14 protein-coding genes are annotated in these 24,350 nt (G+C 39.4%); 6 read left to right on the forward strand and 8 right to left on the reverse strand.

The window, feature by feature from the left end:
• Positions 1 to 266: 266 nt before the first annotated feature.
• From uvrA to ACY2A0_RS11455, 6 genes are all read left to right on the forward strand, one after another.
• A complete protein-coding gene (gene uvrA / locus ACY2A0_RS11430; RefSeq protein WP_461789586.1) occupies positions 267 to 3,104 on the forward strand; it encodes an excinuclease ABC subunit UvrA in 2,838 nt (945 codons plus the stop codon).
• 225 nt (positions 3,105 to 3,329) lie between these two features.
• A complete protein-coding gene (locus ACY2A0_RS11435; protein WP_461789587.1) occupies positions 3,330 to 5,243 on the forward strand; it encodes an ATP-dependent DNA helicase in 1,914 nt (637 codons plus the stop codon).
• Positions 5,244 to 5,260: 17 nt separating this feature from the next.
• Positions 5,261 to 6,754 carry an NAD(P)H-hydrate dehydratase gene (locus tag ACY2A0_RS11440; protein ID WP_461789588.1) on the forward strand — a complete coding sequence of 498 codons (1,494 nt, stop codon included), beginning with the start codon at positions 5,261 to 5,263 and terminating at the stop codon, positions 6,752 to 6,754.
• A 265-nt stretch (positions 6,755 to 7,019) separates the two neighbouring features.
• Entirely contained in the window at positions 7,020 to 8,306 is a 1,287-nt protein-coding gene (locus tag ACY2A0_RS11445; protein WP_461789589.1) for a T9SS type A sorting domain-containing protein, read from the forward strand.
• 74 nt (positions 8,307 to 8,380) lie between these two features.
• On the forward strand, positions 8,381 to 12,001 hold the full coding sequence (locus ACY2A0_RS11450; protein ID WP_461789590.1) for a pectate lyase family protein: 3,621 nt from the start codon (positions 8,381 to 8,383) through the stop codon (positions 11,999 to 12,001).
• Positions 12,002 to 12,118: 117 nt separating this feature from the next.
• Positions 12,119 to 16,459 carry a pectinesterase family protein gene (locus ACY2A0_RS11455; protein WP_461791517.1) on the forward strand — a complete coding sequence of 1,447 codons (4,341 nt, stop codon included), beginning with the start codon at positions 12,119 to 12,121 and terminating at the stop codon, positions 16,457 to 16,459.
• A gap of 189 nt (positions 16,460 to 16,648) precedes the next feature.
• Here ACY2A0_RS11455 and lipA read toward each other — a convergent pair whose 3' ends face one another.
• From lipA to ACY2A0_RS11495, 8 genes are all read right to left on the reverse strand, one after another.
• Complete coding sequence (gene lipA / locus ACY2A0_RS11460) at positions 16,649 to 17,542, reverse strand: lipoyl synthase (protein WP_461789592.1); 894 nt, start codon at positions 17,540 to 17,542, stop codon at positions 16,649 to 16,651.
• 64 nt (positions 17,543 to 17,606) lie between these two features.
• Positions 17,607 to 19,706: a tetratricopeptide repeat-containing sensor histidine kinase gene (locus tag ACY2A0_RS11465; RefSeq protein ID WP_461789593.1), complete on the reverse strand. Its 2,100-nt coding sequence runs from the start codon at positions 19,704 to 19,706 to the stop codon at positions 17,607 to 17,609.
• A gap of 84 nt (positions 19,707 to 19,790) precedes the next feature.
• Complete coding sequence (locus ACY2A0_RS11470) at positions 19,791 to 20,348, reverse strand: DUF4256 domain-containing protein (protein WP_461789594.1); 558 nt, start codon at positions 20,346 to 20,348, stop codon at positions 19,791 to 19,793.
• A gap of 4 nt (positions 20,349 to 20,352) precedes the next feature.
• Complete coding sequence (locus ACY2A0_RS11475) at positions 20,353 to 20,931, reverse strand: YdeI/OmpD-associated family protein (RefSeq protein ID WP_461789595.1); 579 nt, start codon at positions 20,929 to 20,931, stop codon at positions 20,353 to 20,355.
• A gap of 89 nt (positions 20,932 to 21,020) precedes the next feature.
• On the reverse strand, positions 21,021 to 21,455 hold the full coding sequence (locus ACY2A0_RS11480; RefSeq protein WP_461789596.1) for a GNAT family N-acetyltransferase: 435 nt from the start codon (positions 21,453 to 21,455) through the stop codon (positions 21,021 to 21,023).
• Positions 21,455 to 22,396 carry a phosphatase PAP2 family protein gene (locus ACY2A0_RS11485; protein ID WP_461789597.1) on the reverse strand — a complete coding sequence of 314 codons (942 nt, stop codon included), beginning with the start codon at positions 22,394 to 22,396 and terminating at the stop codon, positions 21,455 to 21,457. Before ACY2A0_RS11485 ends, ACY2A0_RS11480 begins: the two co-directional genes overlap by 1 nt.
• A gap of 39 nt (positions 22,397 to 22,435) precedes the next feature.
• On the reverse strand, positions 22,436 to 23,068 hold the full coding sequence (locus tag ACY2A0_RS11490; RefSeq protein ID WP_461789598.1) for a sterol desaturase family protein: 633 nt from the start codon (positions 23,066 to 23,068) through the stop codon (positions 22,436 to 22,438).
• 4 nt (positions 23,069 to 23,072) lie between these two features.
• Positions 23,073 to 24,350 (reverse strand): DUF4833 domain-containing protein, encoded by a 1,278-nt coding sequence (locus ACY2A0_RS11495; RefSeq protein WP_461789599.1) that lies wholly within the window; start codon positions 24,348 to 24,350, stop codon positions 23,073 to 23,075.

Consider the following 24,350-nt stretch of genomic DNA (forward strand, 5'->3'; position numbering starts at 1 on the left):
AGCACTGTAATTGCGCTCCAAAAAATCTAATTCAACACAAATGTTTGTCAAATGTAAAAGGCTGATAAGATGATGGTATTTAAAGCTTTTAAGTATTTGTAGCCGTAGCTTTTGTGCTTTTATTTCGCTAATTTTGCAAGCTATTTTTTTTAACACATAGGCACAAAGGTTTGGTCTGAAACCCTTCATCGGTAAGTAGCAGGAACAAGCGATGGTTTTGTGTGTTTTAACAAAGAAATACTTTAAAAAACGGAGCGAATACATATATGGCTAAAAACCAGGTTGATTTAGGCGAGCAAAAAGAGGTTGAGGTTTACGGTGCGAGGGTGCACAATCTAAAAAATATTGACGTGAGTTTTCCACGCAATAAAATGGTGGTGGTTACTGGGTTAAGTGGTAGCGGGAAATCCAGCTTAGCTTTTGATACCATTTACGCCGAAGGTCAGCGCCGTTACATGGAAACATTTAGCGCTTATTCACGCCAATTTATGGGCGGTATGGAGCGCCCGGATGTGGACAAAGTTTCGGGCTTGAGTCCGGTGATTGCCATTGAGCAAAAAACCACCAGCAAAAACCCACGTTCAACGGTGGGTACCATTACTGAAATTTACGATTTCATGCGTTTGTTGTACGCACGTGTGGCTGATGCTTTTTCGTACAATACTGGCGAAAAAATGGAGCGCATGAGCGAAGACCAGATCCTCCAAAATATCTATAAAAAATTTGAAAAATCCGCAGTAAATATTTTGGCTCCAGTGGTGAAAGGCCGTAAAGGACATTACCGCGAACTATTTGAGCAAATACGCAAACAAGGCTACGTGAAAGTGCGTGTGGATGGAGAGATTAAGGATATTGTGGCCAAAATGCAGGTAGATCGTTATAAAATTCACGATATCGAAATTGTGGTTGACCGCTTAATGGTTGATCCAAAAGATGATAAGCGACTTCGCGATAGCATCCAAACTGCCATGCGTTTGGGAAAAGGTATCATTAAAATTAGCGATAAGGACAATAACGTAGCGCATTTTAGCAAGTTTTTGATGTGTCCCACTACAGGAATTTCCTATGATGAACCGCAACCTAATAGTTTTTCGTTTAACTCGCCCTATGGCGCTTGCGAAACTTGCGATGGTTTGGGTTATGTGTTTGTGGTGGATAAAAAATCAGTAATGCCTAACCTAAAATTGAGCATTATTAACGGTGGTTTGGCTCCGCTTGGTGAGTACAGGGATATTTGGGTTTTTCAAGTGCTGAAAGCAGTGGCGAAGAAGTACAATTTTTCGTTATCTACACCTTTAGAGAAACTGAGTGAAGAGCATATTGATTTGATTTTAAATGGTACTCCAGATTTGATTTCGGTAGAAGTGGCCTATAATAAATGGAACGTACAAAATTACCAAGTAACGTTTGACGGACTGATTAAACTTCTGGAAGAGCAGCAGGAGAAAAGGGGAGAGGGTGCTGCCGATGATATGGAAGCTTTCCGTCGTTTGGAAACTTGCCCTACTTGCCATGGCGCTCGTTTGAAAAAGGAAAGTTTGCATTTCAAGGTTGATGGCAAGAATATTTTTGAGCTAGCCGAAATGGACATCTCCAGTTTAAACCAATGGTTTGACGGAGTGGAAAGCAGATTAAGCGATCGTCAGAATACCATTGCCAAGGAAATTTTGAAGGAAATTAGAGCTCGTATTGGTTTCTTGTTAGATGTAGGTTTAAACTACCTTACGCTTGATCGTACTTCTAGAACCTTATCAGGGGGAGAAGCGCAGCGCATTCGCTTGGCGACTCAAATTGGATCGCAGCTGATGAATGTAATGTACATTTTGGATGAGCCAAGTATTGGTTTGCACCAGCGTGATAACGAGCGTTTAATTACTGCCCTAAAAAACTTGCGTGATTTAGGAAACACCGTTTTGGTTGTGGAGCACGATAAGGATATGATTTTGGAGGCTGATTATGTACTGGATATTGGTCCGGCGGCAGGTGTGCATGGCGGTACGGTGGTTGCGGAGGGTACACCAAAGCAAATCCTAAAATCTAACACCTTAACCGCGGCTTATTTGAATGGTAAAAAAGCAATTTTGGTGCCCGAAAAACGTAGAGAAGGTAACGGTAAAAAACTTTCCATCATTAAAGCTACTGGACATAACTTAAAAGAGGTTTCGGTAGATTTTCCTTTGGGTAAATTTATTGCGGTAACTGGTGTTTCGGGTAGTGGTAAATCTAGCTTAATTACTGAAACGCTTTATCCGATTTTGAACCATCACTTTTTTAGAGCAAAGAAAAAACCATTGCCTTATGAAAAAATTGATGGCTTGAAGGAAATTGACAAAGTGATCGAAATTGATCAAGCGCCAATTGGACGTACACCACGTTCGAATCCGTCAACTTATACAGGTGTTTTTTCCGATATCAGGAACTTGTTTGTGGCTTTGCCCGAAGCTAAAATTAGAGGCTATAAACCTGGTCGTTTTTCGTTTAACGTAAAAGGCGGCAGATGTGAAACTTGTCAAGGTGCGGGCATGAAAGTAATTGAAATGAACTTTTTGCCAGATGTGCAGGTGCCTTGCGAAGAATGCGGCGGTAGAAGGTATAACCGTGAAACTTTAGAGGTACGCTATAAAGGCAAATCTATCAGTGATGTGTTGGATATGAGTATTGAGGATGCCTGTCATTTCTTTGAGCATATGCCGGTCATCTATCGTAAAATTAAAACGCTGAATGACGTTGGTTTGGGCTATATCCGTTTAGGGCAGGCTTCCACTACTTTGTCTGGTGGCGAGGCGCAGCGTGTGAAATTGGCTACCGAGCTTTCTAAAAAAGACACTGGAAAAACGTTCTATATTTTGGATGAGCCGACTACAGGTTTGCACTTTGAGGATATCAACGTATTGTTGGGTGTACTGAATGAGTTGGTAGATAAAGGCAACACGGTTTTGGTGATTGAGCACAACTTGGATGTAGTAAAAGTGGCCGATTGGGTAATTGATTTAGGTGAAGAAGGCGGCGCTGGCGGCGGTAGAATCATTTTCGAAGGTACACCAGAGGGTTTGATTGAAAATCCGATTAGCTTGACAGGCAAGTTTTTGAAAAAGGAAATGTAAGGTAAGTGTATCTTATAAGGTATAGCTATTTCGCTGCGCCCTGGATAACGATATGCCTAACTGCTAACCCGCCTTGTCATCCCGACTTCGGAGGGATCTAATAGCAAACTTCTGGTAAAAGTTTGATTCCGTTATTTTTTATAATATGACAAAATCTACCTGCCCATCGACTTTTTAATTAAGCGCTTGGTTTCTTCTGCTAAATTATTTAGCTAAATTTGCGCTATGAGTTCCACTTCCGATGCCAACCCGATTGCTGATCAAATTTTTGAGTTCATTGAATACACCAATGAATCGGTTTTTCTTACAGGAAAGGCTGGTACCGGAAAAACAACGTTACTAAAACGTATAAAACAGCAAAGTGCCAAAAAAATGGTTGTTGTTGCGCCCACTGGAGTGGCAGCGATGAATGCAAAAGGCACTACCATCAACTCATTTTTTCAGCTGCCTCCGGGGTCTTTCTTCCCGGGTGATGTAGCTTTGCAGCATCTTCAGGATGGGTTTTCTTCCATTCAATCTACGGTAAACGATTTAAGTTACACCAACGAAAAACTGAAGCTATTTAGAGAGTTGGAATTGCTGGTAATTGATGAAGTTTCGATGGTGCGTTGTGATACAATGGATATGATTGACGCTTTATTGCGTTCCGTTCGAAAAAACAGCAGTCCCTTTGGTGGTTTGCAATTGCTGCTCATTGGCGATTTATTTCAGCTTCCGCCAGTTACTAAAAGAGAAGATTGGTCGGTATTGAGCAAAGCGTATGCCTCGCCTTATTTCTTTGATGCTTTGGTGCTACGGCGAAATCCAGTAGTACAAATTGAGCTAACCAAAGTTTATAGGCAAACCGAGGAAACCTTCATTAAAATTTTAAACGACATTAGGAATAATCAGATTGATGACGAAACTTTAGCTTTGCTCAATGAACGATTTGACCCTGATTTCCAAGATGATGCGGACATCAATCCAATTATCATTACTTCACACAATGCGGAAGCCAATGCCATTAACCAACAAAAGTTAGAGGCGCTACAAGGCGAAAGCCATACTTTTGACGCGGAAATTAACGGTGAGTTTAAGGATTTAGGACTACAGGCGGAGCAGCAGCTTGTGTTAAAGGTAGGCGCACAAATCATGTTCATCAAAAATGATACTGGTGACGAACGTAAATTCTATAATGGAAAAATCGGTAAGATAAAATCGATTGATAACGGAGAAATTTGCGTTGCTTTTCCCGGCGAAGAAGATTTGTTGCTTACCAAAAGCGCTTGGCAATCTTTTGAATATCAAATTGATGAGGATGAACAAGTTTCGCAAAACCAAGTTGGGGAATTTTTACAATATCCAATTAAACTAGCTTGGGCAGTAACCATACATAAAAGTCAGGGTTTAACGTTTGATCATGCTATTATTGATGCCGGTAAATCTTTCATTAGCGGACAGGTTTACGTGGCTTTAAGTAGGGTACGAACGCTATCGGGTTTGATCCTAAAATCTAAAATTAACAAAGACAGTTTACGATCGAACAACGAGGTCATCAATTTTCTTCGACCGGCAATGGCCAGCGATTTAAATTTGTTAATGAAGCAGGCACAGGAAAAATACATCTTAAAGTTGGTTTTGGCACACTTTAACTTTAATTCAATGATGAGTGGCGTTGATTTAATTCAGCAAGATCCTGAAATCTATAAGGTGAATAATCCATTCTTAAAAACGCAAATGCAGGAAATAACCAGCGCCATTAAAAAACTAGATGTGCTATTGGAGAAATTCAGGCAGCAGATCAATAACTTGTACCTGCAAGATGGATTTGAAGCACAAGAGAACTTGCAAAATCGGATAACAGCCGCAAATGCTTATTTTGCCAATGAACTTTCTGTCAAATTGCTCCATCCTTTGCTAAAATTGATTCGTGTTAAACCAACCAACAAACTGCAACAGCACATACAGCATCAACTGCAAAAATTACGGCAACAAATAGAAAACAGCATTACTTTGATGCATATTGGAAGTGGATTGTTAGCGCAACCTTTAGCTGCCAAAAACTACACGGAGTGGATTACCAAACACCGCCGTAAGCAGACTAACACCTCCGAAAAACGTTCGGGCGTACAAGAAACTGTAACTTTACAATTGTTTTAAGCCAAATCACTCAATTTATGGAGAATTTGATTACTGCCATACAAATGAAAGAAGCTGATTATTACACTATTCCGCATCAGGCCATAACATCTATAGATTTGATGGAGCGGGCGGCGGTTTCATTTGTAAATGCCTTTACTGAAAAGTTTGCTGATACGCCGCGTCGTGTTGTGGTAATTTGCGGACAGGGAAATAACGGCGGCGATGGTTTGGCGATTGCTAGGCTATTGAAAGCCCGTGGTTATCATAATTTAAATGTATTTCTCACACAATTTTCTGAAAACTCATCGGCAGATTATCAAATAAACTTAAAGCGTCTGGAAGGATTGATAAGTCCAGAAGATGCCCGTAACCTGGTATTGTCGGCAAATGATCTGGTAATTGATGCTGTTTTAGGTGCTGGGTTAAACCGGGCGCTAAGCGGCGAATATGAAAAACTAGCTCAATTGATCAATCAGTCAGGAGCTTATGTGGTAGCTGTGGATGTGCCAACTGGGTTTAAAAGCGAGGGTGCTTTGGAACCAGTTTATAATGGCGTTAGTGCTGATTATTGCATCACTTTTGAACGTCCTAAAATTAATTTCTTCTTTCCTGAAAGTTTACCTGCTTTGAAAAAGTTTGAAGTTGTTCCCATAGGATTGGATGAACCTTACTTGCAAAGCGTGGTTACTCCGTGGAAACTGACTACCGAAACAGCAGTAGGTAAAATGTTAAAACCTCGCTCAGCTTTTTCGCACAAAGGTAGTTATGGTCATGCCTTGGTTGTTGCTGGAAATACCGAAACAATGGGTGCGGCATTATTATGTACAAACGCCTGCTTACATGCTGGGGCTGGCCTGGTAACAGCTTGTATTCCACAAAGCGGTTTAACGGCGCTAAATGTTGCTTTGCCAGAGGCGATGTTTTTAGATAGGGAAGCTATCAAAGATATTGATCTGCATAAATTTCAGGCAGTAGCTATTGGGCCAGGTTTGGGAACAGGAAAAGCACAAGTGGAGATTTTAGAACAGTTATCCGGTAAGAATGTAAAGCTGGTAATTGATGCAGATGGAATTAACATAATTGCCAATCAAAAGGAGTTGTTGCAGGTATTACCACCTCAAAGCATCATAACCCCACATATGAAGGAGTTTGATCGGTTGTTCGGTAGTCATAATAATTGGTGGGATAGGGTAGCAACTGCAAGCTTGCAATCTCAAAAACTACAGTTGGTTATTGTATTGAAAAATCAATATACGTTTATATGTGTGCCAAGTGGCGATATTTTTATCAATAGCACAGGAAATCCAGCTATGGCTCAGGGAGGTATGGGGGATGTGCTTACGGGAATGATTACCTCATTTTTGGCACAAGGGTATAGCACTGCAGAGGCCGCTATTTTGGCTGTGTTTCTGCATGGTAAAACTGGTGACGATTTAGCTAGAAATCGAGCCGTAGTCGGTGCATCCGATTTATCTAAAGAAATTCCGCAAACACTTAAAAAATTATTACGCAACGTGGTTGTTGTGTAAATATTATCCTGACTGAATTTTTTTTGCTCTCCTGTTTATACGTTTAGTTAATAAAAAAAACGGCGCTAATTGAATTGCAGGCAAATTTTGTTGATTTTTTGCCCTTCTTTTTCCGAGAACGATTGCACAGTTTTCTCTTTTACAAGAAAAAACAAATGCTTAAATCTGTATTAGATTTTAAATAAAGTAGTGTTTCATAGTCTTTTGCATGCAAGATTAAGAGCACTTCTCAGTATCTATTAACCAAATTTATAACCAAATTGATATGAAAAAACGTGTACTTTTTTTCGCATGCATCAGTATGCTCTTTTCTGTAGGAACAAAAGCTCAAATAACTCCGTTTTCTGTGAAGTGGGAATCAAAAGGCACTGGTTCCGGTAGCTATGGTATCGTAAAAACAGTTACTGGAAACGTTGCAGGTACAGCTTTGGAAACATCTAGTGGTAGTTTTGGAAATCTGGGTACTTTAGAGTTATATGCTTATAGTAACAGTACTAATGCCGCTTCTGTAACAGGATTAGCTGCTGATGATTCTTGGGGCAGATTTAGAGCGACTGCGACAGTTCCTAATTTTTCTGATAATGATGTGGTAAACACAGCTCATTATGCTCAATATATTATAGAACCAACTAATAATAAATTTTTAAGGTTAACGGATATTAGTGTGGTGGCAGTAGGAGGCGGCACCGGCAACGTTAGAATGGTTGTGAAATACTCCTTAGATGGCAATAATTTTCTTGATATGCCCGCTTTGGCTACCTATTACGACGCTGCAGGTACGGCTGCTACGTACGCAGCAACAGATGCAACAACAGCAATCCCACTAGTTGCTTCAAATACTACAGGTCAAACTCAAGATAAAAGAGCAATTACCTACAGCAATTTAAAAATTAATGTAGATAATGGTCAAAAAGTTTACTTGCGTTTTTATCCTTATTTAACCGGGACAACCGGTTCTTCAAGATATTTATTCTTAAGACTTTCTAGTTTTTCTGGGGTTACTTCAGATAGCACATTACCTCTTGACCTTCTTTCCTTTTCTGCTAAACCAGATGCGTTGGGCAAAACTGTAAATTTGGCTTGGAAAACTGCCAATGAAGTAAATACTCAAGACTTTATTGTAGAAAGAAGAAGCGATAATACAGAATTTTCAGCCGTAGGCACTGTTTTGAGTAAAAACACTCCTGGTACACACAGTTACAGTTTTACTGATTTGCGGCCACTATCAGGAACTTCCTATTACAGATTAAAGCAGCGAGACAAAGATGGAAAATACAGTAATAGCGAACCAACAGATGTGAAAATAGAAAACATTGCTTTAAATATCTTCCCTAACCCTGTAAGTAAAGAACTAGTCGTTAGTCACGAATATGTAAAGCAGCCAAGTGTGTTTAAAGTAGTTGGTTTAGATGGTAAAAGCCTAGTTAAAGCAAATACCTCTGTAGGCTCTTCTTCCACTACTATCAACGTTTCTGCTTTACCTTCTGGAACCTATGTGCTGGTTTACGAAGGTGAAGGAAAACCGCAGTCTCAAAAATTCATCAAAAAATAAATTAATCATTTCTCCAGATTTCGATGCTAGCTAAAATGCTGGCATGGAAATCTTTTGCCCAAAAATTCGACACCATGAAACGAACGATACAGACGTTAACATTTGCATGCCTGCTCATTTTAAGTGTTTTTGCTAAAGCACAAACTAATTACTTTACGGAGGGGTTCGAAACGGGCTTGCCTACAACAAAACCCACTACCGAAACTTCAGCAACACTTAGCTCAGGCACTTGGGTAATGAAAGGTGCTTATCGATCTACAAGCAAGTGCGACGGTACCTACGGTTTTAGGTTCATTGGCGGCGAGAGTTCTTACGCTATCACTCCAATTTTAAGTAATGGCGTTTCATCGCTTACATTTAACAACAGTAGGGCTTCAATTAGAACGATGACCTTTTTTGCGACTACAAAAACAGATCTTTCTACAATCACAGAAAGTGACTGGGTGCAAATAGGGACAACCAACTCCACTGCTGCTGGGTGTGCTGCAGGTTTGTATAGCGTTAATTTCACTCAAAATGCAACTATTGCAGCTACGGATATCAGACGTGTTAGGATCGTAAACGCTACAGCAAACGATAACGATATTGATGTACTTACCATCTCATCTGCGGTAGCAACGGTAAGTTCTGATGTAGATGTAACTGCGTTTAAATTGCCTGGACAAGTAGGTAATGAAACAATTAATTACGCTGCTGGAACAATTAACATCAATGTGGCTACTGGAACAAATATCACCAACGTTGCTCCAACTACATTTACAATCTCTAATGGCGCAACAGTAAGTCCTTTAGCTAATTCGGTACAAAACTTTACCAGTCCAGTAAATTATGTGGTAACAGCACAAGACGGTACCACCACTAAAAATTGGACAGTTACTACATCATTCATTCTATCTTCTGAAAAAGAAATTACTGCCTTTAAGCTTTCCAATGATCAAATTGGCAATGCTTCAATTAATAGTGCTACAGGACAAATTTTAGTGACTATGCCTATTGGTGTAAGTCTTTCATCGCTTACGCCAGTAATATTTAGCCTTTCAAATTTGGCAAGTGTAAGTCCGGGTGTAGGTGCTGCCCAAGATTTTACCTCGCCAGTACTTTATACCGTTACCGCTCAAAATAGCACTACAAAAAATTGGACGGTAACTGTGGTTACGGTTGATCCAAACCTGACTTTTAATACTTATGAAGCAGAGCACGCAAATTTTACAGGTAAAGTAGATACACAGCATACAGGATTTACGGGTACTGGCTTTATCGATTTTTTAGCCACAGGCGACAATCAAATTACGTTCACTGTTTGTAACCAACAAGCTGGCGTACAAACTGCAAAGTTTAGGTATTCTTTTGCTAAGGATGAAAATCGCTCTGCGGCATTGTATGTGAATGACGTATTTGTACAAACGGTAGATTTCCCAAGAACTGCAACATTTACAGATTGGACCGAGGTTCTGGCTTCTGTAAATCTTAGTGCTGGTGTAAATACCATCAAATTAGCGTGGGAAACAACCGACGGTCCAAATTTGGATAGATTAGATTTATCGGGTACACAGTGTAGCTCTTACACCTTATCAGTGGCTACAACCAATAGCGGAACGGTAGCAATAACTCCTGCAAGGGCAAATAACAGATACTTTGCTGGTGAGCAGGTTACGCTTTTGGCCGAAGAAAAACCTGCATTGAAATTAGACAATTGGTCGGGTGATTTAAGTGGGACCACCAACCCGCAAACCCTAACCATGAACAGTAATAAAACGGTAACCGCTAATTTCAGGGTGATCAATACTTATCGCATCACAACTAGTGTAACGGGTATTGGTAGCATTACTTTAAATCCGGCAGGTGGCGAATATCCAGATGGAACAGTGGTAACAGTAACGGCTAATACAGTTTTAGGTTCGGTGTTCCAAGGCTGGTCTGGCGCTTTAACCGGCAATAATGCTACGCAAACCATTACCGTTGACGGGAATAAGACCATTACCGCTACATTTACGGATAATCTAAATATCAATTTTAGACAGCCGGTAGGTTTCGCATCAGCTAATGGCGATGGTTTCAATGGACCTACTACTGGTGGTGATGCCGTTGTACCGGGCTTCACCAACAAAACCATTTACATTAATGGTCCAGCTGAGTTTAACAAGTTGGCACAAACGCTATATAATCGTATCAGGTATAAATACATGGACGCTAGTCCATTAACGATAGTACTGGAGGAAGGAGTTTACCAAGATGTAGCTTTAAGTCCGGCAATAGCTGTTTGGGGCAACCATATGTTGGATATTCAAGAGCAGTCTAACCTCACAATTATCGGCCGTAAAAACGTTGTCTTCAAGTTTGGCATCAACGTAAAAAGAAGCAGTAACATTATCATCAGAAATATCACTTTCCAAGATTACTATGATGATGGTATCAATATTGGTAATACGGAAACTCACCATATTTGGGTTGACCATTGTACGGTTGGACATCCAACTACTATGCCATCTGATTCGGAGCATCCTGATGGCGGTATCGACATTAAAGATGGTGCAAGCTACGTCACTATTTCATGGACTATTTATCGTAACAGCTGGAAAACAGGCTTAATCGGTCATTCGGATAATAATGCCGGTACTGATGTTGGCCGCTTGAAAGTGACGCACTACGCCAATCATTTCTTAAATACTAACTCCAGAAATCCAAGGGTAAGATTTGGTGAAGTACACGTATTGAATTGCTTGAGCGACGGCGTTAAACTCTATGGTATTGCGGCAGCTAATGGCGCTAACGTTTTTGCAGAAAATAACTTTTACCTGAACACCCGTTGGGGCATGTACGCCGACAGGACTTTAGCCGATTTTAGAGCAGTTTTTGGTAATAACACTGATGATATGTTCACTTCCAAAACTGGTAATAAGCCATCATTTGGTTTGAAACAGGTAGGTAATGAATACGATGATTCTGGCTTGCCTGTAATCACAGGACAAATTAATCCGGCAATGCTCAACCCGGGTGGTCGTTCGGTTAAGTTTGATGAACTGAATGCAGCTAACGTTTTCAACCCGTCAAGTTATTATAGTTATACACCGCTTCCAGCTTCTGTAGTACGTGTAATTGTGCCTATTTATGCTGGCGCAGATAAAATCGACTGGTTCCCACAAACGTTGCCTTTGGATTTTGTTGCTTTCGATGCCAAAAAAGCTGGTACTGCTACCAATCCGCAGGTTAACCTAACTTGGAAAACAGCTAAAGAAGTAAATACCGAAAAAATTGAGTTGCGCAGAAAAGGCGATAACGGTGATTTTGTAGTGATCAATTCACAAGCTACCAAAAACATTGAAGGCGAGCACAATTATAGCTTTACTGATCGCAATCCTTTATCGGGCAACAACTATTATCAACTTAAACAATATGATAAGGATGGAAAAACTACTTTAAGTGAGGTAAGATCTGTAAGCATTTTAGATGTGTCCGAACAACTGAATGCTTATCCAAATCCTACTACTGGCATTATTACCATCAAACACAGTGCGGCACAAGTAAAAGGCGCTATCACGGTTTTGGATACGCAGGGTCAGCAGAAAAGCAAAACGGCCATAGTTAAAGGGCAGTTGAGTACTACTTTGGATTTATCATCATTAGCCAGCGGATTTTACTTGCTCAAAGTAGAAGTAGACGGCCAACATCAGCAAATAAAAATCATCAAAAAATAATCCACCCACAAAATATGGAAGTGCAATCGCTTCCATATTTTCCCATTAGAAAGCAAAATGTAAACCAAGAAAATGAAAACTCATCTGTTTAAAATCGTTTGTAGCATAATGTTATTTATGCTAGGGTTTAAAGCCGAAGCACAGTACAGTGCAACAGTTGACCCGAGCGGCGGAGGTACCCACACTACCATTCAAGCTGCACTAAATAGCGCTCCTTCAAATGCCACATCACCTTATCGGATTTTTATTAAGAAAGGTGTTTATTACGAGAATTTAACCATTGCAAAACCTTTTATCCAATTTATTGGGGAGGATGTAGCAAAAACAATCATTACCTATAACAATGCAAATGGTAAAACAATGCCGGGCGGCGGTACTTATGGGACTGCAAATTCAGCATCGGTAATTATCAATTCTGACGATTTTAGTGCGGCTAACGTAACCTTTGAAAACAGTACTGGCGATGCTCCACAAGCATTGGCTATCAACGTAAGTGGCGATAGAGCATCTTTCAAAAATTGTAGGTTTTTAGGTGGTCAGGATACGTTTTTGTCTTACAACTCTAAATATCCTCAGTCGCTTTATAAGTGTTACATTGAGGGTGTGGTAGATTTTATTTTTGGTAACGCTAAAACTGTTTTCGATGAATGTGTAATTTACCCAAGGGATAGGGTAGACAACCAAGCAAGCAGTTATATTACGGCATCTAACACTCGTGAAACAAAAGGGTTTTTATTTAGAAATTGCCAAATTATTGCTAACAGGGGAGTAACTAAGTATGTGTTGGGTAGACCTTGGCAAAACGATGCAGCTACCGCAGATCCTAAGTCTACAGCGGCAACGGTATTCATCAACACGAAAATGAGTAACGTGGTGAAGCCAGAAGGTTGGGCTATTTGGGATGCGGGTACGGATGTGAGCAAGGTAATTTATGCTGAATATGGCTCAATGGATATGAATGGAAGTCCATTGGATGTGAGCTCTCGTGTAAGTTGGTCGAAGCAGTTATCATCAGTTGAGGCTGCGGAATATCTAGATAATAATATCGTTTTCAAGGATAGAAATAACAATGTTTGGGATCCTTATGCGGTATTTTTAGATGGAAACGCTGTGCCAGCTAACAGGTTGGCCATCTCTAATTTCAAGTATACAAAAACTGGTAATGAGCTTACTTTCAAATGGAATTTAAACTGGCCTGAAAGTAACGTAACCTATCGTTTATATCGCGTAGCAGATGGAGGAACTCCAACTTTGGTGAATGAGCAAACGATTTCGGGCAATGATGTGAATTTGGCTTATGCGCCAACAACAGGTAAAGAAACCGTGCCTCCATCAATGTCAACTTATGAATATTATGTGGAAGCAACATCGGCCAGCGGAACGGCACGTTCAGAAAGCGCAACTATTGCAGCTATTCCAGTTTTGAACTTAAGCGGAACATTGCAAGCTTTTAAACAAGGTATAGATAAGCCATCGGCAACACAGGTGTTAATTTTAAGCGGCGAGTATTTACAAACCGACGTCACCATTACGCCGCCGGCAAAATTTGAAGTTAGTGCTGATAACGGTGTTACTTGGAAAACAAATGCCAGTCCTCTCGTACTACCAATTACTAACGGAATTCTTTCCTCAAAATCGGTTTTAGTGAGGTTAAACGCAGCTGTTGCCGGACTATCATCAGGTGATATTACTTTTGTATCAGGAACAGGCGCTCACAACAAAACCATCACTGCAAGTGGCGAAACATTAAGTACGCCATTAGTAAATAGTAAAACTTTAGCTAGCTTAACTTTCGCTCAAAACGCAAGCGCAACTTACTTAAAAGATGGGGTTACGTCCGCTTCTTTGGATTTAAAGACCTACCTATTATCTAATCAAACCACTGGTGCAAATGCAGCTTACTCTACTGCATCGGGCATTCAGTTTGCTCCAGTAGCTGATGGTGGAGGCTGGCAAGTAGATAATGGTTTGAAGAACATGACTGATAAGACCAAACACATTGAATTAACAGTTAAACCATCTACTACTTATGAACTTAGAGTAGACTCGGTATTGTTCAATTTGGCGGTGTTCAGCACAACTGGTCATTTCGCTATCGAATATTCAACTGATAATTTTGCCACGAGTACATTACTAACTTCGGGAATGGTTAATGGCAATCCTTTAACTGTAACTGGCTCGTATCCAACTTTTGCCAATGGTACTTGGTTGTTGGACAACCAAAATACAGGAGCGAAGCGATACGCTTTTGCTTTGAATGGCTCAACAGGCATTACGGTTTCACCTACACAGGAATTGAAGTTTAGACTTTATTTCAGGACGGGTAGTTCAAGCACAGGAAGGTATGTAACACTTAAAAATTTAGATGTTAAGGGCGATGCCGCGTTAGCTGCGAAGGATGGCGATTATAGAACGGTAAGCAGCGGATCTTGGTTAGATCCTAGTATCTGGGAAAAGAATACGGCTGGTACTTGGGCAGCAGCACCTACGATACCGCATTTTGGTACAGGACAAACTTCTTTTATTCAATCCAACCATACAGTTATTGCTCCAAATGCAACCGATTTAACCACAGCGCAAAGCGGATCTTATGGTTATGTGAATTCGATTGTAGTTAGAGGTGGTGGTAAATTAATTGTGGAGAGTGGCAAAACGTTGAACCTTCACCGCGACCAACTTTATCAAATTGATGGCGAATTTGAAAATAATGGAACAGTTAATAATGACGGTAAATACGATTTAATTATCAATGGGTTGGTGACTAACAACGGAACCTTAAAAGTGGACCAAACAGGAAGTAACGTATTTATTAAAGGTCGATTGAAAAATAGTTCATCGGTTAACTATAATTTTGTTACTGTTAAAGATGGCGGTGTTTATGAACATGCCGCAAACTCCAATACTATGCCAAGTACGATCACGTTTGAAGATGGCTCTACTTTCTTAATTTCTGGAATAACTACATCTCAAACAGGCATTCTTAAAAATACAATTAGTTATTATAACGTCACTTGGGATAACGCAAATCAATCTAGATACTATGCTTTTCAAGGTAATTTAGTTTCAAATGTTAGAGGCAAGTTTACAGTAAATAGTACTGGAACAACTTACTTGGCTTTATTAAATAGCAGTGGAACTATTGGTTTGGGTAGCTATGAGCAAAACGGCGGCCGTGTATTGGTAAGAGAAAACAGTACAGTTAATGCAATTTTTAATGTAAACGGTGACTTTGTAGTAAACAGTGGCACATTTGAATCAAACTCGGCATCAGTGAAATTAAACCTAAAGGGTGCTACAGGTAACTATAAGTACAACGATGCGGGTAATTTGCTAACCGACCTAACAGTTGATGTAGTTGGAAATTATACATTACAATCGCCAATAGCTTCAAGCAATTTAACGGTAGAAAATGGAGTGTTAACACTAGGTAATAACTCGTTAACTGTAAGCAGCATCACAAGAGATAATGCTGCTACAGGTTATGTTGTTACAAGTGGTACTGGAAGTTTAGTTGTTAAAAATATTGGTTCAACTTCGATATCAGTGCCTTTGGGAACAAACTTAGGTTACTCGCCAGTTACTATAGCTAACACAGGTACCTCGGGTGATTTCTCTTTTAGTTTGAAATCAGGTTTCGATAATCCATTACCTTCCAATGCTACTAAATCCGTTAATCTACAGTGGAACATTACGCCATTGGGTAGCGGAGCTAATGCTAACTTACAATTTCAGTGGACTGCCGCCAACCATAACGCAGGCTTTTCAGCTACAGGTCCGGTGAGCGTAGCCAATTACCATAATGGTGCATACATAGGTTACGGCGCAACAGTAACGGGCACTAATCCTTATGTTGCAACTATAAATGGCGTTAACCAATTTAGTCCGTTTGTAGTAGTTAATGATGGTGTATTGCCGTTGAATTTGATTGCTTTTGATGTTAAGAAAGTTGGTACTGCAACAAGTCCGCAGGTAAACTTGAGCTGGAAAACCACCAACGAAGTAAACACACTTAAGTTTGAGCTGCTTAGAAAAGGTAGTCAGGGTAATTTTGCGGTAATCAATACTCAAGCTGCAAAAAATATTGATGGCGAGCATCAGTACAGCTTTACTGACCGTACGCCTTTAGCTGGTGATAATTACTACCAACTTAAGCAGTATGATGTAGATGGTAAGTTTACTTTAGGCGATCTGAAAGTGGTTAATGTTGGTGATATTAACGCCACTTTTGCTGCTTATCCAAATCCTACAGATGGCTGGATTACTGTAAATCATCAATTGCTGACTGCTAATGCAGACGTTGTGATTGTGGATATGCAGGGCAGAAAACAATTGACGCAAACAGCAACGAAAGGAGAAAGCAGTACCAAAGTTAATTTAGCGGCACTGCCGAAAGGTTTGTATATGGTAAGCTTAGTTGCCGATGGAAACAAGCAAGTAATTAAAATAGTGAAGAGATAATCTCGGGAACCATCCTTAATTAACAATAACGAACACCGCTAGTTTAATTACTAGGGGTGTTTTTTTATGCTGCTTTGGAATATTGTTGGTTGTGCCTAATCTTGGCGTAAATCAAAACTTCAACATTGATGTAGAACCAGCACTTGCCAACTTAGACATGAGCTGTGATCAAGAAAATAGGAGAAGCTATTAAGCAATCCCTTCGATATCAAACAAATGTTTTTCTGCGTGATAAGAAGAACGTACCAAAGGCCCGCTTTCTACATACTTTAATCCTTTAGCTAAGCCAATTTCTTTGTATTTGGCAAACTGATCCGGATGAATCCAGTCCACAACTGGATGGTGGGCTTTGGTGGGCTGTAAATATTGGCCCAAAGTAAGGATATGAACGCCATTAGCCACTAGATCGTCCATTGCTTCAAAAACATCTTCTTCGGTTTCACCTAAGCCAAGCATAATACCTGTTTTAGTACGTAAACCAAAATCAGAGATGCGTTTTAAACACTCCAAGCTACGATCGTATTTAGCTTGAATACGTACCTGACGAGTTAAGCGGCGAACAGTTTCCATATTGTGCGAAACTACTTCCGGTCTTTCCTCCAATACGCGATACAAATTATCCCACTGTCCTTTAAAATCTGGAATTAGCGTTTCTAAGGTGGTAATTGGACTTTCTCTTCTTATTGCTTGTAGCGTTTCAGCCCAAATGATCGAGCCTCCATCCTTCAAGTCATCGCGGTCAACTGAAGTGATAACACAATGCTTAACACCCATTAACTTCACTGAATTCGCTACGCGATTAGGTTCATCGGTATCTACAGCTAGTGGCCTGCCAGTTGCTACAGCGCAAAAGGAACAAGAACGGGTGCAGATATTCCCTAAAATCATGAACGTTGCAGTACCAGCACCCCAACATTCACCCATGTTTGGACAATTTCCGCTTTCGCAAATCGTGTGTAATTTGTGCTCATCAACAAGGCTTCTCACCTGGGCATACTCTTTACCAATGGGTAACTTAACCCTCAACCAATCTGGTTTACGAGCTTTTTCGGTAGTTGGCGCAACAACTGGAAGTTCAATCATAATACAAAGTTACGCAATATTGCCTAAATGTTATAAGGTTGAAATGTTGGAAAGTTGTAATGTTTTATTCCGCTTCAGTGGGTAAGGTAATGTAAAAGGTAGTCCCTTCGCCAAGTTTACTTTCTACTTCCAAGGTGCCTTTGTTCTGCAAAATCATATCTCTACATAAAATAAGGCCAATATGATGTCCTTTTTCTCCGGAAGTTCCAGTTTGTGAATGGTGAGTTAAGTTGAAAAGATTTTCTAAATCACTTTCGCTAATTCCTCTTCCCGTATCTGATATGGCACACCTAATTTGTCCGTTTAGTTTTTGGGAGCTAAACGTGATTTGGCAGTTAGCGTCGCAAAATTTTACAGCATTAGAAAGAAGATTTCTAACCACCACATGCACCATGTTTAAATCGGCGAATACTTTATCGTCATTCGAAGTATTATTTTGCACCGACAGATTTTTAGCTCTAATTTGCGAATCCATCAATTTAATGTTGTGATCAATTACGTCATTCAAATCTACTTCCGAAGGATTTATAACAATTCCTTCAAGTTGGCTTTTAGACCATTCCAGTAAATTATCTAAAAATGAAGCCGTGGTATAAACCGTTTCCTCCAAACGTTGCAAAATATCGCTCAACTCTTCTTCACTTAATATGCCGCTTCTGTACATGCCAAATAGTGCTTTAAGCGAATGTATTGGACTTCGTAAGTCATGGGATACAATCGAAAAGAACTTGTTTTTTATTTTGTTCAGCTTTTCCAATTCAATGTTCTGTGCTGAAACTATTTCCATTTGAGTTTTTAACTCTTCATTAAGTGCACTTAGTTCTTCGTTAATTTCTGCAGTTTGAAATTTCTGCTGCTTTAGCAGTTCGTTTGCAGTTTTATAACCCGCATTTTTCTTGTAGTAAAGTACTAAAAGTATAATGAGTATAAACAGTAAAACCGAAATAATAGCAATAGCATAGGAGTAGTCAATAATTTTTGCACTAATCTTCTCGTTATGCTTTTCTAATTTTTTATTGTCGGTATTTACTCGTGCTAAGTCGTCTAAAATCACTTCACGTTTGGTCTCCGTTTCCTTTAAGCTATCAGTAATTGCTAAATAATCAGACTGATGTTCGAGCGCATCGGCAAATTTCTTTTGCGCAGTTTCAACCTTTATCAGATATTCCAATGATTGAGCTACTAAGCCTTTTGAATCAGATTCCTTTGACTTCACCATAGCCGTTTTAGCGTATTGTTCTGCCTTTTTATAGTCTTTTAAGTTGAGATAAGTTTCGGAAATCGACATTAAAACAATAGCTTCTTGATAAACATTTTTTGTTTGCCTATTATTTTTAAGTGCAACCTCGAAATGCTTTAAGGCATCCGTATATTTCCCCGAATTATTTAACACTAAGCCTATTCCCCAATTACTTAAAGCGATTCCGTTTACATCGCCCAATTTTTCTCTAATAGCTAAGCTTTGTTTGAAATAGTCCAATGCAACGCGTGGATCACCAATTTTTCTATTGGAATTTCCCAGAGAAAAAAGCGCATTGGCTAATCCAACTTGATCATTGGGAGTTTCGCGTACATTTTCTAAAACTTGTTTAAAGTAAAGGTCGGCAGTTTTATATTCCTTTAAATCGAAGTAGATAGAGCCCAAGTTCATGATGCATTGGTTAATGCCTCGCTTATGATTGAGCTGTCGATATATTTTTAGCGACTCCTCGTAATTTTTTACAGATTCCCGTTTTTTATCTTGCCTATCTAGTATAAAACCCATATTCACATACCCTCTGGCCATGCCATTGAGGTAGTTGATGGCTTTCGCTTTTTCGTGGCCCAGCCGGAAATAGTAAAGTCCGCTATCTAAATTACTCCTTACCGCATGCGAAATGCCTATATCCAAATAAGCATTGGCTATAGTGGAGTCAATATTGTTTTTTTGTGCAAGATGAAGGTATTCATTAGCGTAGTAGTACTTTTTAATAGGATCAACGGAGGTATAAGCCGCTGATAATTTTCGAAGTACTTTAATTTTTGTGGTGTCAGGATCTGTCGGCTTCAGCTGACTTAATAAGTCATCTATCTTAGAAGTTTGAGCACTTGCAACAAAACACGAACAAAATAGCAACATGCAAATAAATACATGCGTTTTTGAGCGTTTGATGGCATTATGCATAATTGGGCGTTTATGGTTTGTTTGTTTAAAACATGCTTAAATATAGACAAATATTTTAATTTACTCTAATTTGGAATACATGCGCTAAAGCGTTAATAGTCCTCTAAAGCCTCTTGCTGCATAGTAAGATTGTGCTCCATTGTGATAAACAAAGACAGTATTATATCTTCGGTCGCAAAATAGCGCACCATCAAGCTTACGGATATTTTCCGGAGTTTTTATCCAGCTTGAAGTTTTCAAGTCAAATTCTCCAAGTTGTTGTAGTTGACGATATTGAGCTTCATCTAAAAGTTCAATCCCCATTTCAAGCGCCATATTTACTGCACTGTCATTGGGTTTATGTTCTTTTCTAGCCTCCAACGCGGTGTGATCGTAACATAAACTCCTGCGGCCTTTGGGGCTTTCAGCCGCACAATCCATAAAAGTATAGGTGTCTGTAGTTTCATCATATTTCACCACATCAGGTTCGCCATCGGTAATGTCCATTTCGTTTAGCGACCACAACTTTTCTGAGGCAGCTTCTAACTTTGCTTCTACCTTGAGCCATTCTATGTTGGGATGCCGTTTCATATTACTTTCGAAACGGATTTTTAAGATGCTTAATAGCTCTTGGCTTTGCTGTGGAGTAAGTTTTTTGCTCATCTTGTTAGTCGTTCAAACCTTTGCCATTTAAAATTTGCGGAATACATTTGTCAACTCTCGCTGCTCTTGTTTTAGCTTGTTTTGCGTCGGAAAAGTAAAATAAATAAGCTCGTTGCCTACCTGGCGTAAGCGCCTCAAATGCAGTTTTTAGCTCAGGTAGTGCTGCTAGCTTTTCTTTAAATTCATCTGCTACTTCAAAGTCTTCCGTTTTTTTCAATTCAACCTTTAGCCCCGCTTTTTCTACTTCAATGGCTTCAAATATACACGACTTAATTTCTTGCTTTAACTTTGTTATTTCCTTTACTTGGGTAAATCTCATTTGCCTTGCCGATTGCACGTTGTCGGTTTGTTGAATGAGCAACCCATGCGAATTATTGAGCAATGCACCTTTGAAAAATAGTAAAGCACAATACTCTTTAAATCCATGTATGATAACAATATTGGCTTTATTTAGGGTGTAGCAAGGTTGTCCCCACTTGAAATCTTCATTTAATCCACACTCTAGCACAATATTCCTCAAGGTTTCAAATTCTTCCTTCCATTGCTCGGCTCTGCTTAAAAATTGGTCTACTTTGGTGTTCATATCCTTTGGTTGATATGATAAAGTTAGGAATAGCTGCGCTAAAGAAAAATTTCAGGCTCGAAATAATATTATATTGTCGTGGAATATCCTTAAATCAATATTTCGAAAACTTTTTGCTCCTTACTTAAAGAGAAACCAAGCGAGAGATAGAATTGGTGGCTCTCTTTGCGGATTACGTTGCAGCGTAGTTTGATTTGGTCAATTTGCTTACTGATGCTCCATTTTTTACTTGCCTCAATCAAATGTCGGCCAAGCTGTTTTCCTCTACTGTTTTCGTGTACAACTAAACCTGTAATCTCTACAAAAATTGGACTTTCTACCCTTAAACAAACTAAACAATGGAGCCAGCCAACAATCTCGCCATCGGCCTTAGCTACAAAAATGGCATGATCGTTTAAAGCAATAATGTTAGCAAGTCTTTGTTTTAAGGAATTTAAGTTGTTAATGTATCCTAGCTGTAGCGCTAATTCGCATATCTGTTCTGATTCACCGTCGGTAACACTTGTAAGCTTGCTAATCTCCATTACGAAATCAATTTTAACATCGATTGTATAAAGTTAGCCAATGGTTTTCGTTCTTTAAGCCAGTTGAAAGAAAATATACCAACAATTGCTGTAGTGATGCCTGCAAGTACATCTGACAGGTAATGGTGGCTAGTGTAAACTGCTGCGAACCAAATGCCTAGCATTACCGTTACAAAAAAGATATTCGCTTTGCGGAACTTTCCTTTAGCTCCGTAATAAACTACAATTATCGGATAAGCTGAGTGTAGTGAAGGCATTGCTGCAAACACGTTAGAACCTTTGCTGTAAATGGATTTAAAAAGTTCAATGCCGAAAAAGTTATCAAAGCGTACTAAGCCAGCAGTGTTACCAGGGGTATTTGCTATAAATTCAAATCCATGTTGTTGCACATACCAAGGCGGGGCAGCTGGATAAAGATAATACACTACAAATCCTAATAGATTAACCCAAACGAAAGTGAGTAGAAAATTAAGGAAGTTTCTTTTCTCGTTAAAAAATAAGTATGCGGCAAAAGCTAAGGGCACTGGAACCCACATCAAATAAAACACGCCGGTCATCACATCTAAAAACGAATGAGTATGCAGTAGCCAATATTCATTAGGTGTTAATAATTTACCTTCATGGCTAATCCCAAATAAGCTTTTTTCGAACTGATACAAATCCGCGATATGTACCGCGTTGTAATTGTAGTTTGGAAAAGCCTTCATGTAATCGAAGATGATCCAGTAAACGATGAAAATAGAAAAGCCGATGATGAATTTCCTAGTAGTTGTAGATAGGTAATAAAGTGTATTAAAAATACCAATAAGTACTAATTGGTCTGTTTTAAATCCTACCAAGAAATAGGAAAGGACCAAGTATAAAACAGAAATGCCCAAAGTTAAGGGCAAATCTTTTTTAAGGTTTATTTTTTTTTCTTGCGACGGAATTTCAGATGTCATTTGTTTTTATTTATACTCGGTCTCGCCATAAGAGAACGATTATTTTATCTCAGTTTTCTTCTCAAATCCCGACCTGAATACACCATCCCAAAACATCCAGCTTACGCCAAAACCTTTAGAAGCATCTTGGTAATGATGTAACATGTGGTGGTGCTTCAGCTTTTTCCAAAATCCGCTTTTGAAATTAGCATGATGAAGAGCATAATGCACCATGTCGTAAAATAAGTAACCGCCAATAAAACCGATGAAAAAAGAGTATATCTTGTTTTCTGGTAGTAGCCAGTTAAATAGTAGGTAAAAAGCTAATGCCAATGGAATGCTGGCTGATGGTGGCATCACCAAACGATTGGCGTCGTTAGGATAATCGTGGTGTACACCGTGAAAAATAAAATGGATACGCTTGCCCAAGGTGCTGCTTGGATAAAAGTGAAATATCCAACGGTGAAGCACATACTCGGTAATTGTCCAGATGAAAAGCCCAAACAAAAGCCAGCCTATAAAATCAAGCACTGGAGTTTGAACATCAAATAATGCTTTCCATGCCAAGAAAAGTATCAAAGGCACATAAATTATTAGCGGAACATAGTATTTCACTTTCGAAAGCGGCTCAAGCAAGTCGCTTTTAAACATTCTTGTTGACTCCTTAGAATTTGATATGAAATTCTTTGCCATGTTATTAAACTTTTATTCTTTCAGTTATTGGTTTGTTTGGATTGCTAGCGTCGTAGCCTTTAAGTTCTACGTATTTCACGTTCGGTACCCAAAAGCTGCCACCTTCAATGCGTAAGAAGATACGCTCCAATTGTATTTTTTTATTATTTGCTGTTACGTAAACGTGATATTTTTTATCAGCTGATGATTTGGTAAGGAGCAAAGGAAATTTTTTGTACGACACGAAACGTAATTCATAATTGCCATTACCGATATCCTTAGTTTGGATGCCATAAGCAAATTTACGTTGGATGTAATTTAGATCTTTTTTGCCTTCTTTATCTGCATAACGCATCCAAAAAACGTTAACTGGCTGTTCTTTAACCAAGTTGCCACTTTCATCCATATTTAGCTGGCAAATAATGGTATTGATGTTGGGATCACGCTGTACATAAAAAAGCTGATTAGCAATGTTTTTTGGTATTGGGAAAGTTAACGGCGAAGGATCATCATTCTGCGCCATCGCTTTTGGAGCACTTGTAATTCCTAAGCCAGCAAATAAAATTAAGCCTGCTACTAATGCTGCCTTGTTGTTTGCTTTCGGAAATTCTACTGCGTCTAAAGCTCTTTTAGCGTCTCTTAGCCTGTTTACTGCAGTGATATTGGTCATAACGGCCATTATCGCAATAGGTAAAGTAAATATGGTCATCGTCTCAAAGATGTGAAACTTGATGCCCGGTACAAACACTTTATAATCGCCACCTAAAAAGTTGTAGGCAATACCGCAAGCAATAGCAAAAACACCAATTGTAACCACACGCTCAGGTCTTTGCATTAAACCGCCCTTACATTCAACACCTAATCCTTCGGCACGAGCACGGGTGTAACTTACCATCATTGAACCAATTAACGCAATAAATGCAAATAATGAACTTAAGAAATAATGGTGAGATACCAAGTAGTAGCAAATACCTAAAAACATTACCATTTCGCTGTATCTGTCTAAAACCGAATCGTAAAGCGCACCAAATTTTGAGCTCATGTTGCCCAAGCGTGCTACCTGTCCATCAAGCATATCGAAAAGCCCAGCAAAAAGTACTAAGGCACCAGCCCAGCCCACATATTCCAATTCGCCTCGGTTTGATTTCTCAGCGCCAATGATAAAAATAATTGCAACCCCAATGTTCAACATTAGTCCGATGGTGGTTACCATATTAGGCGTAAGCCCAAGCTTAATCAAGCCCTTTACAAAAGGATTAATGACTTTATAAATGCCCAGTTGCAGGCTGTCTCTCAATTTCAT

This window comes from Pedobacter sp. (assembly GCF_965249885.1).
Taxonomy (GTDB): domain Bacteria; phylum Bacteroidota; class Bacteroidia; order Sphingobacteriales; family Sphingobacteriaceae; genus Pedobacter.